This window comes from Nocardia sp. NPDC059154 (genome assembly GCF_042755705.1).
Taxonomy (GTDB): domain Bacteria; phylum Actinomycetota; class Actinomycetes; order Mycobacteriales; family Mycobacteriaceae; genus Nocardia.
In genome coordinates, this window is sequence record NZ_JBHZCS010000007.1 from 148,726 (window position 1) to 165,293 (window position 16,568).

A 16,568-nucleotide genomic window follows, 5' to 3' on the forward strand; every position below is an offset into this window, starting at 1 on the left:
CCTAGTAGGCGAAGGAAAGCTTCTCGACGGGCTCCCCGGTCATCTTCGGGCCCGTATCGGTGGACGCCTTCTCGGGTCCGGCGATCACGTAGCGGCGCATCAGGTAGAACCACGCGATGGCCAGCAGTCCGTAGAGCGCCGTGAAGACGATCAGCGAGGTGAGCACCGTGCCCGCCGAGACCCCGGAGACGCCCTGCTGCACCGTCATCCGGATGTGCTGGTCGCCGGTCGGGTTGGGTGCGACCACCCAGGGCTGACGGCCCATCTCGGTGAACACCCAGCCGGAGATATTGCCCAGGTAGGGGGTGGCGATGGCGAGCAGCGAAAGCCACTTGTACCAGGTCTGATCCGGTACCCGGCCGCGGCGGGTGACCCAGAATCCGGCCAGCGCCAACAGGATCGGGCCGGCCATGAAGCCGATCATGGCGCGGAAGGACCAGTAGGTCACGAACAGGTTGGGCCGGTAGTCGCCGACGCCGTACTTCTGGTTGTACTCGACCTGCAGGTCCTTGACGCCCTTCAGGGTGACGCCGGTGAAGTCGCCGCTGGCCAGCCAGGGCAGCACGTAGGGCACCTCGATGAGGTGGTCGACGCTGTCGCAGTTGTTGTGGGTGCCGACCGTCAGGACCGAGAAGTCGGGGTCGGTCTCGGTGTGGCACAGCGATTCGGCCGAGGCCATCTTCATGGGCTGCTGCTTGAACATGAGCTTGCCCTGGATGTCACCGGTGAAGATGAGGGCGACCGAGGCGACCAGGATCACGTACAGGCCCAGGCGCGCGCTCGGCCGCCACATGGTGCGGGCCTCCTCGATCGGCGCGTCGCTGCTCTCGGTCTTGCTCTTGCGCGCATTGCGCACCATCCACCATCCGGCGATGCCCGCGACGAAAGTGCCTGCGGTGAGGAAGGATCCGGCCACCACGTGTGGGAAGGCGGCGAGGGTGGTGTTGTTGGTCAGCACCTCCCAGATGCTGTGCAGTTCGGCGCGGCCGGTCTCCGGGTTGTACTTCGCGCCGACCGGGTGCTGCATGAACGAGTTGGCCGCGATGATGAAGTACGCGGAGGCGTTGGTGCCGATGGCGACCAGCCAGATGCAGGCCAGGTGCACTTTCTGCGGCAGCCGGGTCCAGCCGAAGATCCACAGGCCCAGGAAGGTCGATTCCATGAAGAAGGCGACCAGCGCCTCCATGGCCAGCGGGGCGCCGAACACGTCGCCGACGAAGCGGGAGTATTCGCTCCAGCCCATGCCGAACTGGAATTCCTGCACGATGCCGGTGGCGACGCCGAGGGCGAAGTTGATCAGGAACAGCTTGCCGAAAAACTTTGTGAGCCTGAGCCAATGCTCCTTACCGGTGATCACCCAGGCGGTCTGCATGCCCGCGACGAGCGGAGCGAGGCCGATGGTGAGCGGCACCAGGACGAAGTGATAGACGGTGGTAATTCCGAATTGCCAGCGCGCCAGATCTACGACGCTCATCCGACCTCCCTGCCGATCTACGACATAACGTAGTACCCGACATTACGCCCATGGGAGCTCAGATCAACGTATGCCTCACCACAGCGTGCCAGATATTTGCCGGAATGTGACGGACACGCCGCGGCGAATCCCACCGGTCACCGCCGGAACCTGGTGACCGTCAAGGAAACCCGGGCCGATCACCAGTCGGCGAGGCTCCCGGGCAGCGCGATGCCGCGATTCACCATCTCGACGATCTCGTCCGCGTTCTCCGGCGCCGACATGCGCAGTCCGTCCAGGGAATTGACCCGCGCGGCCAGGGTGATCGAGGACAGCATCCAGATCGCGTCGGCGGTGATCAGGTCGGCGGTGAACAGCGGCTCGTACAGGCACTCCCAGCCCGCCTTCTCCGCCTGCGCGAACAATGCGCGCTGGGTGGTGCCGGGCAGCACGCCATTGCGCGCGGGCGGGGTGATGAGCTTGTCGTCGCGCTGCACAACGACTGTCGAGCGCGGACCCTCCAGCACCCGATGTTCGGTGCTGGTGAAGATGACGTCGTCGGCGCCCATCCGCTGGGCGAACCGCAGCGCGGACATATTGGTGGCGTAGGACAGGCTTTTCGCACCCAGCAGCAGCCACGGCGCGTTCTGCGCCAGGTCGATGGAGATGCCCTTCGACAGCGTGATCACCGAAACACCCTCGGTGCGCGCCTTTTCCACGCGGTCCGGGACCGGCACCACGAAAACGTAACCGGTGGTTGCCGGTTCGGCGCCGGCCAGGTCCCCACCCTTGTTCGCCATTCGTTCGCCAGCGGCTCCGTGATCGCTGTCACGCCCCCGGGTGAGCACCATGCGCAGCGTCCCCTCACGCTCGCTCCCCCACTGCTCGGCGGCCAGCTCCACCGCGAACCGCCACGCCTCCAGATCCGGCGCGGGCAAATCGAGCGCCTCCGCCGAGCGGCGTAGCCGGGCCAGATGCAACTCCAGGGCACAGGGCACGCCCCCGCGCACCAGCACCGTCTCGAAGATGCCGTCCCCCCGCAGCACCCCGATGTCGTCCGCATACAACAACGGCGCGTCCGGATCCCGGATCGCGCCGTCGAGTGTCACCAAAACCCGTTCCACCATGGACTCGACCCTATGACAGATGGCGGACCCCGGCGGGCATACCGCGCCACCCAGCCCGTAAACCCGCCTGTCACCACGCCGTAAACCTCTGCCCGCGGCCCATTGGCGACATCGTTCCGGGCACGTCGAACCCACCCATGACCTGATCACGCCACCCGGTCCCGTCTCCCAACGCGACGACTGATCTCACACGGATCCGGGTAACTCACCGGGTATGTCCACAATCGGTTCGGCTCCCGACCGCCGGCACGCGTGCCCAACCGGCAACGCCTCTCGAGCCGTGCGCTGAAGGCGCGGAGCGGCGGGTTAGTGTGGGTGTGTGTCCTCATCGGTTGCACCCAGTCCGATTCTGCAGGTTCCAGGGGCTGTCGCGGGGCTGCCGGAGTCACCGGATGCCGCGGTCGCGTGGCATTACGGCGATCCGTTCGGCGAGCAGCGCGCGGCGGTACAGGGGGTCGCGGTGGTCGATCGCTCCCACCGATTCGTGCTGTCGATCACGGGCAAGGAACGGCTGAGCTGGCTGCACACCATCTCCAGTCAGGCGGTCGCCGATCTGGGCGACCGGGAATCCGCCGAGAATCTGGACCTGGATCTGAACGGCCGGGTGCTCAACCACTTCGTGCTCACCGACCTGGACGGCACGGTGTGGATCGATACCGAGGGCGCGCGCGGCCCCGAGCTGCTGAGCTTCCTGCAGAAGATGGTGTTCTGGGCCGACGCGAAACCCGTCGACGCGAACGACCATGCGGTGCTGAGCCTGCTGGGCCCGGGTGTGACCGAGCTCATCGAAACCCTCGGCGTCCCAGCCCTTCCCGGCACCTATCGCGCGGTCCCCCTGCCCGGCGGCGGTTTCCTGCGCCGCATGCCCTGGCCCACCGCCGACTCCTTCGACCTGATCGTCCCGCGCGACCAGCTGGTCACCTGGTGGACGCGGCTGCGCGACGCGGGCGCGGCGCCAGCGGGCCTGTGGGCGTTCGAGGCGCTGCGGGTGGCCGCGCTGCGCCCGCGCCTGGGCGTCGACACCGACGACCGCACCATCCCGCACGAGGTGAACTGGATCGGCGGCCCCGCCGAACACGGTGCGGTGCATCTGAACAAGGGCTGCTACCGCGGCCAGGAGACGGTGGCCCGGGTGCACAACCTCGGCAAGCCGCCCCGGCACCTGGTGCTGCTGCACCTGGACGGTTCCGCGGATTCCCGCCCCGCGACCGGCGACCCGGTGACCGCGGGCGGCCGGGCCGTCGGCGTCCTGGGCACCGTGATCGACCACTACGAACTCGGCCCGATCGCCCTCGCCCTGATCAAACGCACCATCCCGGCCGACACCGCCCTGGTGGCGGGCCCGTGTGCGGCGGCCATCGACCCGGATTCGATGCCCGCCCACGACGAGCCGCAGGCCGGCCGGCTCGCCGTCGAGAAGCTGCGCGGCCGGTGAACGCCGTCGTTCCGGCCGGCCGGGTGCTGGCCGTCTGCGTCGTGCACGCCGAACTGGAGGTGCCCGCCCGGTCCTCCAAGGTGGGTCGCACCGCCATCGACAAACGCCCGGTGCCGCACCGGGTTCCGGTCCGGGCGCTGGGGCTGGACGGCGACCACGTGTGCGACACCAAACATCACGGCGGCGTGGACCAGGCCGTCTACGCCTATGCGGAGGAGGACGCGCGGCGCTGGGCCACCGAGCTCGGCCGAGACCTCGACGCGGGCTGGTTCGGCGAGAACCTGCGCCTGACCGGCCTGCCCGTGAGCGACGCGGTCATCGGCGAACGCTGGGCCATCGGCGACACCCTGCTCGAGGTGTCCGCCCCGCGCGTCCCGTGCTCCACCTTCCAGTGGCACTCCGGCGAACCGCAGTGGGTGAAACGCTTCACCGCACAGGCGAATACGGGCGCCTATCTGCGCGTGCTCACCGAGGGCACGATCGGCGCGGGCGACGAGGTGCGGGTGGTGTACGTGCCCGAGCACCGGATCACCGTCCGCGACCTGTTCACCGGTGCCGACCCGGCCCGCCTGGAACTGCTGGCCGAGGCCGAACCCACCATCTCCGACGACGTCCGCATGCAGATCGATCGTCACCGCCGCCGTCACGTCGGGGCAGCCGCCCGATGACACCGACTTCCGAGGGGAGCCCCACCATGAGCGTCGATCTGGTCGAGGTGGTGCGGTCCGGGTTCCGGGAGTGCGTGCACCGCGGCTCGGCGGTGGTGCTGCGCCCGGACGGCGAGCCGCTGGTCGCGGTGGGCGCGGTGCACGGCCCGATCTTCCCGCGCTCCACCAACAAGCCGATGCAGGCACTCACCCTGCTGCGCAACGGTTTCGAGCCGGTGGACGACGCCGAGCTGGCCATCGCCACCGCCTCGCACTTCGGCGAGGCCGATCATGTGGAGCTGGTACAGCGTTTGCTGGACCGCTTCGGCTTCACCGAGGACGATCTCGAGTGCCCGCCCGATCTGCCGTTCGAGGAGCACGCCCGGGCCCAGGCTCTGGCCGGGCGCGACCGCGCCAAGGCGTCCCGCCGCGTCTACATGAACTGCTCCGGCAAGCATGCCGCCATGCTCGCGACCTGCCGGATCAACGACTGGCCCACCCGCGGCTATCTCGAGCTCGGGCACCCGCTGCAGCGGGCCGTGCTGGAGACGGTCGCCGAACTGACCGGTGAACCGGAGACCGATCTGGGCATCGACGGCTGCGGCCTGCCGATCGTGCCGGTGTCGCTGGTGAATCTGGCGCGCGCCTACGCGACCTTCGCCACCGCGCCCGAGAACAGCCCGGAACGCCGTGTCGCGGACGCGATTCGCACGCATCCGCGAGTGATTTCCGGCACGGACGGTCCCGACTTCCGGGTGATGACCGCGACCCCCGGCCTGGTGTGCAAGATCGGCGCGGACGGGGTGCACGCCGGCGCTCTGCCGGACGGTTCGGCCTTCGCCTACAAGATCGATGACGGCGCCGATCGCGCGCGACTCCCCCTGACGCTGGCCATTCTCCAGCGTATGGGGGTGCCGTGGACCGACGAGCACGCTGAGCTGGCGGCCCCCGCGGTGCTCGGCGGCGGAACCCGGGTGGGCATCGTCAGAGCGATTCCCGGGGTGCTGTAGCCCCCGGTCAGCAACCTTTTCGCACGGGCCCGGAGAGCGCCGGGCCCGGCCCCGGGACGTTTATCCCCCACTCCTGGAAGCGCGACCGCCGGACACACGCTAAAGTGTTCGTCAGGAAGAGTATTAATTCGAACGGGGCCGCCAAACCCACCCCAGGCCGCCCCGCAGTGACGCGAGGGGGTCAGCCATGGGCCGTGGCCGGGCTAAGGCAAAGCAGACCAAGGTTGCACGGGAGCTCAAGTACAGCTCACCGTCGACCGACTTCTCGAGCCTTCAGCGAGAGCTGTCGGGGAGTCCCTCCGACACACAGCGGAGTGGTGTGCTTTCCGAAGAGCATGACGCGAGCGAATCGCGGTCGAGCTGGGAAGAAGAAGACAGCTACGACGACTGGCGTCGCTGACTCGGATATTTCGACGTACTGCAGGGGGAGGCCGATGGGCTTCCCCCTTTAGCACGTCGATTTACGCCGAGCAGCAGGCGATGCTGAGGATTTGCCAGCAGCACTAGCGGCTCCCCCGCCTCCCCGCGCCTTTGGCGCACGGCTGGGGAGCCGTAGCCAGTTCTGCACGCGTGCCGCCGGTTGAGTACCGATCCGATTCTGGACGTACCCCGACGAGTTACCCTCGCCGGAACGAAATCAGTTGTCACGTTGGGAGACGGGCGATTTGGCTCGCCGCCGGATATAACGAAAGGCCCCGGCCACTCTCCAGAGTGGCCGGGGCCTTCGTTCGTTGCTGTCCGGTGCTCAGAAGCGCGGGTGGTCTCCCACCAGGACGGCGCGGGCGGCGTCGGCGTCCTTGGCCTTCTTCACCGTGCCGAGGGTCCAGCAGTCGATGTGGCGGGCGGTGAGGACGGCGAGGGCGCGGTCGGCGTCCTCGGGAGCGACGACGGCGACCATGCCGACGCCCATGTTGAAGGTCTTCTCCATCTCGGCACGCTCGACGCGGCCGCGCTGGGCGATCATCTTGAAGACCGGGGCCGGGTTCCAGGTGCCGCGATCCAGCTCGGCGACCAGGCCGGCGGGGAGCACGCGGGCCAGGTTGGCAGCCAGGCCGCCACCCGTCACGTGGCAGAAGGTGCGGACGTCGGTCTCGGCGATCAGGGCCAGGCAGTCCTTGGCGTAGATCTTGGTCGGCTCGAGCAGTTCCTCGCCGAGGGTGCGGCCGAATTCCTCCACGTGCCCGGTGAGGGACATGCGGTCGATGTCGAGCAGCACCTTGCGGGCCAGCGAGTAGCCGTTGGAGTGCAGGCCGGAGGCGCCCATGCCGATCACCACGTCGCCGGGGCGGACGCGGTCCGGGCCGAGCACGGCGTCGGCCTCGACCACGCCGACGCCGGTGGCCGACAGGTCGTAGTCGTCGACACCCATCAGGCCCGGGTGCTCGGCGGTCTCGCCGCCCAGCAGGGCGCAGCCGGCGATGACGCAGCCCTCGGCGATGCCGGAGACGATCTGCGCGACGCGTTCCGGGACCACCTTGCCGACGGCGATGTAGTCCTGCAGGAACAGCGGTTCGGCGCCGCAGACCACCAGGTCGTCGACGACCATGGCGACCAGGTCCAGGCCGACGGTGTCGTGCTTGTCGAGGGCCTGGGCGACCGCGATCTTGGTGCCGACGCCATCGGTGGAGGCGGCGAGCAGGGGCTCCTTGTAGCCGCCCTTCAGTGCGAACAGTCCTGCGAAGCCGCCGAGTCCGCCCTGTACTTCGGGGCGGCTGGCCTTCTTGGCCAGGGGAGCGAACAGCTCGACTGCACGGTCACCGGCTTCGATGTCGACGCCGGCCGCCGCGTACGAGGCACCGGCACCGCTGGGGATCTGTTCAGTCATTGTCGGAGAGAGCTCCAAGCCGAATCGATGGATAGATGCCTGCTCACGCTAGCTCACCCGCCTCCCAGAGCACTCAGCGGGCTCGCCCGCCTCCCCGAGAATTCAGCGGGCTCACCCGCCTCCCCGAGAACTCAGCGGACGGCATAGAGCCGTCGGACTTCGGCACCCGTGCCGGCGACTGGGTGCCAAATCTATTTTGGACGTACCCGGTGAGTTACCCCAACCGCTACGAAATCTGTTGTCACGTTTCGTAACGATGCCGACGCCGTTGCTCTACCGGGTCGGGGACTGGGACGGCGGCAACCAGTCGGCGGGTGTACTCTTCGCGCGGGTTGCGCAGGATGTCGTCGTTGGTGCCCTGTTCGATGACGGTCCCGTCGCGGAGCACCACGATCCGGTCGGCCAGCTGATCCACCACCGCGAGGTCGTGGCTGATGAACAGGCAGGCCCAGCCGAACTCGCGCTGGAGGCCCGCGAACAGTTCGAGCACCCGGGCCTGGACGGAGACGTCCAGGGCGCTGGTGGGTTCGTCGGCGACCAGCAGGTCGGGATTGAGTACCAGGGCCCGGGCCAGGCTGACCCTTTGGCGCTGGCCGCCGGAAAGTTCGTGCGGGTAGCGCTTTTCCACCCCGGCCGGGAGTTGAACGTCGTCGAGGAGGCGGCGGACGCGGTCGCGGGCGGCCGCGCCCTTGGCCTGTTTGTGCACCAGCAGCGGTTCGGCCACGCAGTCGCCGATGGTGAGGCGCGGGTTGAGGGAGGTGGCGGGGTCCTGGAAGACGAAGCCGAAGCGGCGGCGGATGGGCCGCAGCCGGCGTTCGGAGAGGCCCGCGATATCTGTGCCGAGCACTCGGACGCTGCCCGCGGTGGGCCGCTGCAGACCGGCCACGCAGCGGCCGATGGTGGACTTGCCGGAGCCGGATTCGCCGACCAGGCCGAGGGTTTCGCCGCGGCGCAGGGTGAGGCCGACCTCGTTCACGGCCCGGAAGGACGGCCGGCCGAGCGGGGCCGGGAACTCCACCACCAGGCCGGAGACCTCCAGCAGGGTGGCGGCGTCGGCCGGAATGGGTTCGCGGACAATCGTTCTCGCCAGTGCCGCCCCGGCGACGGGCGCCGAGTCGGCTCGGGCCTCGACCCCAGCGGCCGGTGCACTGTCACTGGGATGCTCTGCGGCTTCCCAGTTATCCGGCAGCACATGTAGTTTCGGCACCGCGGCCAAGAGAGCACGGGTGTATTCGTGCTCGGGTTCGGCGAAAAGCTTTTCCACCGCCGCGTCTTCGACGATGCGCCCCTCACGCATCACCACGACGCGGTCGGCGAGGTCGGCCACGACGCCCATATTGTGGGTGATGAGCACGATGGCCGCGCCGATGCGGTCGCGCAGATCCCGGAGTAGTGCCAGGATTTCGGCCTGCACGGTGACGTCGAGGGCGGTGGTGGGTTCGTCGGCGATGATCACCCGGGGTTCGCAGGCGATGGCGATGGCGATCACCACGCGCTGTTTCTGGCCGCCGGAGAGCTGGTGCGGGTAGTAGTCCACCCGTGCCTCGGGGTCGGGCAGCCCGACGGCGCGCAGTAGTTCGATGGCCTTGGCGCGGGCCGGTTTCCGCTTCATGCCCGAGTGCGCCCGCAGTGCCTCGCCGATCTGGAAGCCGACGGTGAACAGCGGGTCCAGGGCCGCGCCGGGCTCCTGGAAGATCATGGAGACGGCTCCGCCGCGGACCGCGGTGAGTTCCTTCTCGCTCATCCTGGTGATCGCTTTCGCGCCCAGCAGGACGTGCCCGCGGACGTCGGCGGTGGGCGGCAGCAGTCCCATGGCGGTGCGCGAGCTGACCGATTTGCCGGAGCCGGATTCGCCGACCACGGCCAGTACCTCGCCCGGATACACCTGGTAGGACACGTTTTTCACGGCGGTGACGGCCCCGGCGTCGGTGGCGAAGGTGACGGTGAGGGAGTCGAAGGACAGGACGGGTTCAGGCATCGGCCGCCTCCTGCGCGGGTTCGGTGTCGGTGGCCGCGGGCTCGGTGTCGGTGGCCGCGGGCTCGGTGTCGGTGGCCGCCGCGGTGGCGGTGGCCGCCGCGGTGGCGGCGCGGCGGGTGCGCAGCAGCGGGTTGAGCACCTCGTTGAGGCTCTCGCCGACCAGGGTCATGCCGAGCACCACGATCACGATGGCGGCGCCGGGGAATACGCCGGTCCACCAGATGCCGTTGGAGACGTCGGCCAGCGCCTTGTTGAGGTCGTAGCCCCATTCCGCGGCCTGGGTGGGTTCGATGCCGAAGCCGAGGAAGCCCAGCCCGGCGAGCGTGAGGATGGCCTCCGCGCCATTCAGGGTGATCAGTACCGGCAGCGACTGGGTGACATTGGCGAGGATGTGCCGGAACAGGATTCGCAGCGTGGACGCGCCGGTGACGCGCGCGGCGTCCACGTACGGTTCCTGTTTCACCGAGATGGTGGCGTTGCGCACCACCCGGAAGTACTGCGGCACGAAGATGACGGTGATGGCGATGGCCGCCGACAGGATGCCGCCGAAGCTGCTGGACTGCCCGCCGGACACCACGATCGACACCACGATGGCCAGCAGCAGCGACGGGAACGCGTACATGGCGTCCATGAACAGCACCAGCACGCGGTCCACCCAGCGCCCGAGGTAGCCGGACACCAGGCCCAGCGGCACGCCGACGATGAGCGACAGCACCAGCGATACCGCGATCACCGACAGCGCGGTGCGCGCCCCGAAGAGGACGCGGGAGAGCACGTCCTCCCCGCGCACCGAGGTGCCGAACCAGTGCGCGGCCGACGGCGCCTGCTGCCGCGCGAAATCGACGCCGCCGGAGGCGTTCTGCGCGAATCCGTAGGGCGCCAGCAGGGGCGCGAAGACGGCCACCAGGATGAACCCCGCGACCAGGGCGAGCCCGAGCAGCAGCGTGGCCCGCTGCAGCCCGGAGGTCATGCGCACCAGGGCCGTTCCGGGGATCCGCAGCCGGGAGCGGATCGGCGGGACCGGCGCCCGCACGCCGGTTTCGATGACGGTCATCAGAACCTCACCCTCGGGTCGATCAGCGCCACGATCAGGTCCACCAGGAAGCTCATGACGGCCACCACGATGGCGATGAACGCGACGATGCCCTGCACCGCCACGAAGTCGCGCGCCTGCAGGTAGGTGGCGAGCTGGTAGCCCAATCCCTTCCATTCGAAGGTGGTTTCGGTGAGCACCGCGCCGCCGAGCATCATGGCGATCTGCATGCCCATGACGGTGACCACCGGGATGAGGGCATTGCGGAAGGCGTGCCGTCCGGTGACGACGCGGTCGGACAGGCCGCGGGCCCGGGCGGCCTCCACGTAGCCCGAGCGCAGGGTCTGGATCAGGTTGATCCGCACCAGTCGCAGGAACACGCCCGCGGTGAGCAGGCCCAGCGCGATCGCCGGCAGCACAGCGTGTTTCAGCACGTCGATGATGTTCCCGGTGTCGCCGTAGAGGATCGCGTCGACGATCATGATGTTGGTCTTGGGCGACACGTGCTGCAGCTGCAACTCCACGGTCGTGGTGGCCCGCCCGGCCACGGGCAGCCAGCCCAGCTTGACCGCGAAGATCAGCTTCAACAGCAGGCCCACGAAGAACACCGGGGCCGCGTACACCAGGATCGCGAACAACCGCAGGCTCACGTCGGCGGCCGAATCCCGTTTGGTGGCGGCGTATCTGCCCAGCGGCACACCCACCGCGAAGGCCACGAGGAGTGCCCAGAACACCAGTTCCAGCGTGGCCGCACCGTAGGTGACGATGACGTCGCTGATGGCCCGATTGTCCTGGGAGCGGCCGAAATCCCCGCGCAGCAGGCCGGACAGGTATTCCCGGTACTGGGTGAGGATGGGCCGGGTGAGTCCGGCGGCCTCCTTGCGCCGCTGCAACTCCTCGGGGGTGAGCCGCCCGCCCTGCGCGGCGGTGATGGGATCGCCGATCACCCGCATCAGGAAGAAGACCAGGGTCACCAGGATCCACGTGGTGGGGATGATGAGCAGGGCTCGTACCCCGAGGTACCGCGCCAGCGCGCCGTAGCGGGTGTCGCCGCGGCGGGCCGGGAAGAACCTGCAGTGCGTTCGTGTACCCGCCGGGCGGGCCGGGATCGCCGGCCCGCCCTCGGGTTCGGTGGTCGTCACCATCCGACTACTTGCTCAGCACGCCGAAGCGGAACTTGGACGAGGGGTCCAGGGTGTTGTCCACGCCCTGGATGTTCTTGCCCGCCACCGCGATCTGGTTGCCGGTGAGCAGCGGCACGATGGGCAGGAAATCGGCCATCAGGTCGTGCTGCACGGTGGCGAGCGCGGCGGTCCGCTTGGCCGGATCCGGTTCGGTCAGTTCGGCGTTCAGCTCCGCGGTGATCTTCGGATCGCCGAAGTGGTTGCGCAGGAAGTTGTCCTCGGTGAAGAAGGGGCGCAGGTAGTCGTCGGCGTCCGGGTAGTCCGGGAACCAGCCGAACTGGAATACCGGGTAGCCGTCGGTGGAGCGGGCCTTCTGGTAGGCGACCCATTCGGTGGACTGCAGATTCACCTTGAACAGCCCGGTGGCCTCGAGCTGGCTCTTGACGGCGGCGTACTCCTCGGAGCTGACGGTCCCGTAGTGCTCGGTGGTGTACTGCAGGTTCAGTTCGACCGGCGTGGCCACGCCCGCGTCGGAGAGGAACTTGGCGGCCGCGTCCTTGTTCGGCAGCGCGCCGTAGATGTCCTTCAGGGCCTCGGTGCCGCCCGGAACACCCTTGGGCACCGGCGAATACAGCGGGGCCCAGGTGCCCTTGAACACGCTGTTGGCCAGCGCCTCGCGGTCGACGGCGACGGCGACGGCCTTGCGCACGGCCAGCTTCTGGGCGGGATTGCCGCCGGGCTGGGTGTTGAGGTTGAACACGATGTAGCGGGTGTCGCCGCCGGGCGACTGGTGCACGGTCACCTTGTCGCTGGTCTTCAGCGAGTCCAGGTCGGTCGGGGTGAGGGTGTGCCAGGCGACGTCGATATTGCCCTGCTGCACATCGAGTTTCAGGTTGGCCGCCTCGGCGTAGTACTTCACCGTGACCGCGTCGGTCTTGGGCTTGCCGAACAGGCCGTTGTAGTCCGGGTTGGACTTGTACTCGACCAGCTTGTTCTTGTCGTAGCTGGTGATGGTGTACGGACCGGAGAACGGCTTGGCCTTCACAATGTCCTCGTCGGCGAGCACCTTGTCGGCCGGGAAGACCTTCTCGTCCACGATGGCCGCCGCCTGGGTGGGCAGGATGGCCGGGAAGGTCTGGTCGTTGCCCTTCTTGAGGGTGAAGGCGACGGTCTTGTCGTCGGGGGCATCGGTGTGATCGAGGTTGTCCAGCAGCGCCTTCGGGCCCTGCGGGTCGTCGATCTTCACCATGCGGTCGAAGGAGAACTTCACGCTCTGCGCGGTGAGGGGATCACCATTGGCGAATTTCAATCCGGGTTTGAGCGTGCAGGTGTAGACGGTCGGCGAGGTGAACTCGCACTTGTCGGCGGCGTCGGGTTTCGGCACCGCCTCGCCCGCCGGGAAATTCATCAGGAACTGGTAGACCTGGGTTTCCGCCAGCAGTGAGCCGTTGTCGTAGGCCCGGGCGGGATCCAGTGAGGTGACCTTGTCGGTCGTGCCGACCAGGATTCCCGCTCCCCCACCACTGTCCGATGTCTTACCCGAACCACAGCCGGCGACCGCCAGCACCGCTAGTCCCGCAAAACCTACTGCCGCAACTCTTCTCGCGCGCATACTGCCCTGCTCTCGAAGCGCAGCGCAGCGGCCGGGTCACGGTCCCGCCGCGCCGCGGTGGACATCCTTTGGCTGGGCACAGTATCGACCGGTTATAACCGGCGTGTTGCGTTTCGGAACAATCGGTACACAAATCGAGCCATCCGCCCCGAGACGCCCATGTCGCAACTACGCCACCGAATTTCCCTGTTCGGAGCGGGAAAAGCACGGTGCCCGTTCGCGATTACGCGAACGGGCACCGTGAATGCTTGGGCTTACGGGCGACGCAGGGCTTGTGCTTATGGGCGACTCAGCGCCGAGGCATTGACATTGTCCGCCAGCAGCTCGGTCTCGGTCGCACCGGACAGCATGCCCTCGAGCACGTTCTTGCCGATGGCGTTCTCCGCCGGCAGCGCGATCGGGTAGTCGCCGTCGAAGCAGGCGCAGCACAGCCGCGAGCGCGGCTGCTCGGTGGCGGCGACCATGCCCTCGAGCGAGATATAGCCGAGGGTGTCCGCGCCGATGGAGCGGCGCACGCCCTCCACCATGTCGTCGAGGCTCTCGCCCTCGATGCCCTCGGGGCCCGCGCCATTGGCGATCAGCTCCGCGCGCGAGGCGAAGTCGATGCCGTAGAAGCAGGGCCACTTGACCGGCGGGGAGGCGATGCGCACGTGGATCTCCAACGCGCCCGCCTCGCGGAGCATGCGGATCAGGGCCCGCTGGGTGTTGCCGCGCACGATGGAGTCGTCCACCACGATGAGCCGCTTACCGCGGATCACCTCGCGTAGTGGATTGAGCTTCAACCGGATGCCGAGCTGGCGGATGGTCTGACTGGGCTGAATGAAGGTGCGGCCCACGTAGGCGTTCTTCATCAGGCCCTGGCCGTAGGGCACACCGGAGCCCTGTGCGTAGCCGACGGCGGCCGGGGTGCCGGACTCCGGCACCGGGATGACCAGATCGGCCTCGATCGGGTGCTCGGCGGCCAGGCGGCGGCCGATCTCCACCCGGGTGGCGTGCACCGAACGGCCGGAGATGGTGGAGTCGGGCCGGGCCAGGTACACGAATTCGAAGACGCAGCCCTTGGGCGTCGGATTGGCGAAGCGCAGCGAGCGGACGCCGTCGGCGTCGATGGCGAGCAGCTCACCCGGCTCGATCTCGCGCACGAAGGACGCGCCGACGATGTCGAGGGCGGCGGTCTCACTGGCAACGACCCAGCCGCGGTCCAGCCGGCCCAGGCACAGCGGGCGCACCCCGTGCGGGTCGCGGGCGGCGTAGAGGGTGTGCTCGTCCATGAAGGTCAGGCAGAAGGCGCCCTGCAGCGTCGGCAGCAGCTCCATGGCGGCCTGCTCGATGCTCTTGTCGGCGGCCGCGTGCGCCAGCAGCGCGGTCATCACATCGGAGTCGGAGGTGGCGGCCACGGTGCCCGCCAGCCGGCCGGTGACCAGTCCGAGTTCCCGTGCCCGCGTACTCAATTCGGCGGTGTTGACCAGATTTCCATTGTGGCCCAGCGCGATTCCGGTACCGACCGCGGTGGTGCGGAAGATGGGCTGCGCGTTCTCCCAGGTAGTGGAACCCGTGGTGGAGTAACGACAGTGGCCGACGGCCACGTGGCCGGGCATGGCGGCCAGGGTCTGTTCGTCGAAGACCTGGCTGACCAGGCCGAGATCCTTGAAAACCAGCACCTGCGCGCCGTCGGCGACGGCGATGCCCGCCGCCTCCTGACCGCGGTGCTGCAATGCGTAAAGTCCGTAATACGTGAGCTTTGCCACATCTTCGCCCGGTGCCCAGACGCCGAACACACCGCACTCTTCGCGCGGTTCGTTCTCGTCCTGGTCGGAGGTGGTGGTGGCGGAGGGGAGAGTCACCGTTTGCTCCCTGTTCGGCGGGCTGGGGGCGTTCGCCATTCTACGGGTAACCCCAAGGCAACCCACCGTTGGGATAACGGGGATGGCAAGCGGTTTGCTGTTAGCGTTCGACCGTGGCGAGCACCGAAAGCACCTGCAGTGCGGAAACCGCTCCGCGACCCAGGCATCTGAGCCCGTTCAGGTGGGTGTTTCCCATTGTGGTGGTCACCTTGCTCGCCTCGCTGCTGGGCGTCATGTACCTCGATTACGTGGTCGATCCGGAGAAGAATCTGCACGACTTTCCGATCGCCCTGGTGAATCAGGATGTCGGCGACGATATCGGCGGCAAGCACGTCAACTTCGGCGATCAGATCTCCGACGGTCTACAGCAGGCGGTGCCGTCGGACCAGATCGATCTGCGGGTGCTCGGCATCAACGAGGCGCAGCTGCAGATGCAGTCCGCTCGGGTGTACGGCACGATCATCATTCCGTCCGACTTCTCCAAGCGGCTCGGCATTCTGGGTGTCGGCAGTGTGGTGCCCGGCGACATCGCCAAGCCGATCATCACGCTGCAGACCAATCCGCGTACCGGCGCGTTCGCCACCGCCGTGGTGCAGAAATTCGGTGAGCGAGCTCTCACCCAGGTGAACGCTCAGGTCGGGCAGCAGCTGACCGACCAGGTGAAGGCGCAGCTGACGCCGGCTCCGGGCGCACCCCCGACGGAACTCACCGCGGCCACCCGGCTGGTGCTGGCGCAACCTCTGAATATCGTCGTCGACCAATTCTGGCCGCTGCCCGGCGGTTCCGGCGAAGGCCTGACCGCGTTCTTCTACAGCCTGCTGCTCCTGCTGGTCGGCATGGTCGGGGCGATGATCATCCACCAGCTCATCGATTCGGCCCTCGGGTTCCTGCCGACCGAGTGGGGGCCGTGGTACGTGCACTATCCACGCGCATCGATCTCGCGGGTGAAGACGCTGCTCATCAAATGGTCGGCGGTGGTGGTGATGGCGCTGGCGGTCTCGGGTGCGCTGATGGGCATCGCAGCCGCGCTCGGCATGCCGATCGACAGACCGCTGCTGCTGTTCATCTACGGCACCCTGGTGATCGTGGCGGTCGGCTTCACCTGCACCTCGATGCTGGCCGCCGTCGGCACCGCGGGCCTGATCATCAACCTGATCATCTTCATCATCCTGGGCCTGCCCTCCTCCGGCGGCACCATTCCGATCGAGGCGACACCCAGGTACTTCGGCTGGCTGGCCAAGTTCGAGCCCATGCACCAGGTCTTCCTGGGCACCCGCTCGATCCTGTACTTCTACGGCAACGGCCGGGCCGGGCTCACCCGCGGCGTGTGGATGGCGGTGCTCGGCCTGGTCATCGCCGTCGTCGGCGGTCTGTTCATCACCCGCGTCTACGATCGAAAGGGCTTGGAGCGCAAGCCCGTCGAGACCCCGGATACCGGCGGCGGCAAGCACGCCAAACCCGCCGACGCCTAGCGCCGCAG

13 protein-coding genes and 1 pseudogene are annotated in these 16,568 nt (G+C 68.1%); 5 read left to right on the forward strand and 9 right to left on the reverse strand.

Annotated features, from left to right (window positions below; all coding sequences use genetic code 11):
• Position 1 precedes the first annotated feature (1 nt).
• Complete coding sequence (locus tag ACFXN1_RS09090) at positions 2 to 1,474, reverse strand: cytochrome ubiquinol oxidase subunit I (RefSeq protein WP_379435772.1); 1,473 nt, start codon at positions 1,472 to 1,474, stop codon at positions 2 to 4.
• Between the two features lie 179 nt (positions 1,475 to 1,653).
• Positions 1,654 to 2,580, reverse strand: a complete 927-nt coding sequence (locus ACFXN1_RS09095; protein WP_379435770.1) for an aminodeoxychorismate lyase — start codon at positions 2,578 to 2,580, stop codon at positions 1,654 to 1,656.
• Positions 2,581 to 2,899: 319 nt separating this feature from the next.
• Here ACFXN1_RS09095 and ACFXN1_RS09100 point away from each other — a divergent pair, with 319 nt between their 5' ends.
• From ACFXN1_RS09100 to ACFXN1_RS09115, 4 genes are all read left to right on the forward strand, one after another.
• Positions 2,900 to 4,015, forward strand: a complete 1,116-nt coding sequence (locus ACFXN1_RS09100) for a YgfZ/GcvT domain-containing protein (RefSeq protein WP_379435769.1) — start codon at positions 2,900 to 2,902, stop codon at positions 4,013 to 4,015.
• Entirely contained in the window at positions 4,012 to 4,683 is a 672-nt protein-coding gene (locus ACFXN1_RS09105) for an MOSC domain-containing protein (RefSeq protein ID WP_379435767.1), read from the forward strand. The genes ACFXN1_RS09100 and ACFXN1_RS09105 overlap by 4 nt, the downstream gene beginning before the upstream one ends.
• A gap of 26 nt (positions 4,684 to 4,709) precedes the next feature.
• Positions 4,710 to 5,672, forward strand: a complete 963-nt coding sequence (locus ACFXN1_RS09110; protein ID WP_379435766.1) for an asparaginase — start codon at positions 4,710 to 4,712, stop codon at positions 5,670 to 5,672.
• Between the two features lie 187 nt (positions 5,673 to 5,859).
• Complete coding sequence (locus tag ACFXN1_RS09115) at positions 5,860 to 6,072, forward strand: DUF3073 domain-containing protein (RefSeq protein WP_071811571.1); 213 nt, start codon at positions 5,860 to 5,862, stop codon at positions 6,070 to 6,072.
• Between the two features lie 345 nt (positions 6,073 to 6,417).
• On the opposite strand, the gene purM is transcribed toward ACFXN1_RS09115, so the two are convergent.
• From purM to purF, 7 genes and pseudogenes are all read right to left on the reverse strand, one after another.
• Entirely contained in the window at positions 6,418 to 7,497 is a 1,080-nt protein-coding gene (purM, locus tag ACFXN1_RS09120) for a phosphoribosylformylglycinamidine cyclo-ligase (protein WP_356998884.1), read from the reverse strand.
• 241 nt (positions 7,498 to 7,738) lie between these two features.
• On the reverse strand, positions 7,739 to 9,475 hold the full coding sequence (locus ACFXN1_RS09125; RefSeq protein ID WP_379435765.1) for an ABC transporter ATP-binding protein: 1,737 nt from the start codon (positions 9,473 to 9,475) through the stop codon (positions 7,739 to 7,741).
• Positions 9,468 to 10,529, reverse strand: coding sequence for an ABC transporter permease (locus ACFXN1_RS09130; RefSeq protein ID WP_379435764.1), 1,062 nt, complete (start codon positions 10,527 to 10,529; stop codon positions 9,468 to 9,470). The genes ACFXN1_RS09125 and ACFXN1_RS09130 overlap by 8 nt, the downstream gene beginning before the upstream one ends.
• The gene (locus tag ACFXN1_RS09135) at positions 10,529 to 11,539 is read right to left on the reverse strand and encodes an ABC transporter permease (protein ID WP_379463537.1); all 1,011 of its coding nucleotides are present in this window, start codon (positions 11,537 to 11,539) and stop codon (positions 10,529 to 10,531) included. Before ACFXN1_RS09135 ends, ACFXN1_RS09130 begins: the two co-directional genes overlap by 1 nt.
• A gap of 118 nt (positions 11,540 to 11,657) precedes the next feature.
• Complete coding sequence (locus ACFXN1_RS09140; protein WP_379435762.1) at positions 11,658 to 13,244, reverse strand: ABC transporter substrate-binding protein; 1,587 nt, start codon at positions 13,242 to 13,244, stop codon at positions 11,658 to 11,660.
• 223 nt (positions 13,245 to 13,467) lie between these two features.
• Positions 13,468 to 13,512, reverse strand: a pseudogene (locus tag ACFXN1_RS09145) (hypothetical protein); the annotation flags it as partial.
• Positions 13,513 to 13,522: 10 nt separating this feature from the next.
• Positions 13,523 to 15,088, reverse strand: coding sequence for an amidophosphoribosyltransferase (purF, locus tag ACFXN1_RS09150; RefSeq protein ID WP_379435761.1), 1,566 nt, complete (start codon positions 15,086 to 15,088; stop codon positions 13,523 to 13,525).
• A gap of 113 nt (positions 15,089 to 15,201) precedes the next feature.
• On the opposite strand from purF, the gene ACFXN1_RS09155 reads away from it, so the two are divergent.
• Positions 15,202 to 16,560, forward strand: a complete 1,359-nt coding sequence (locus ACFXN1_RS09155; protein ID WP_379435759.1) for a YhgE/Pip domain-containing protein — start codon at positions 15,202 to 15,204, stop codon at positions 16,558 to 16,560.
• The last annotated feature ends 8 nt before the right edge of the window (positions 16,561 to 16,568 follow it).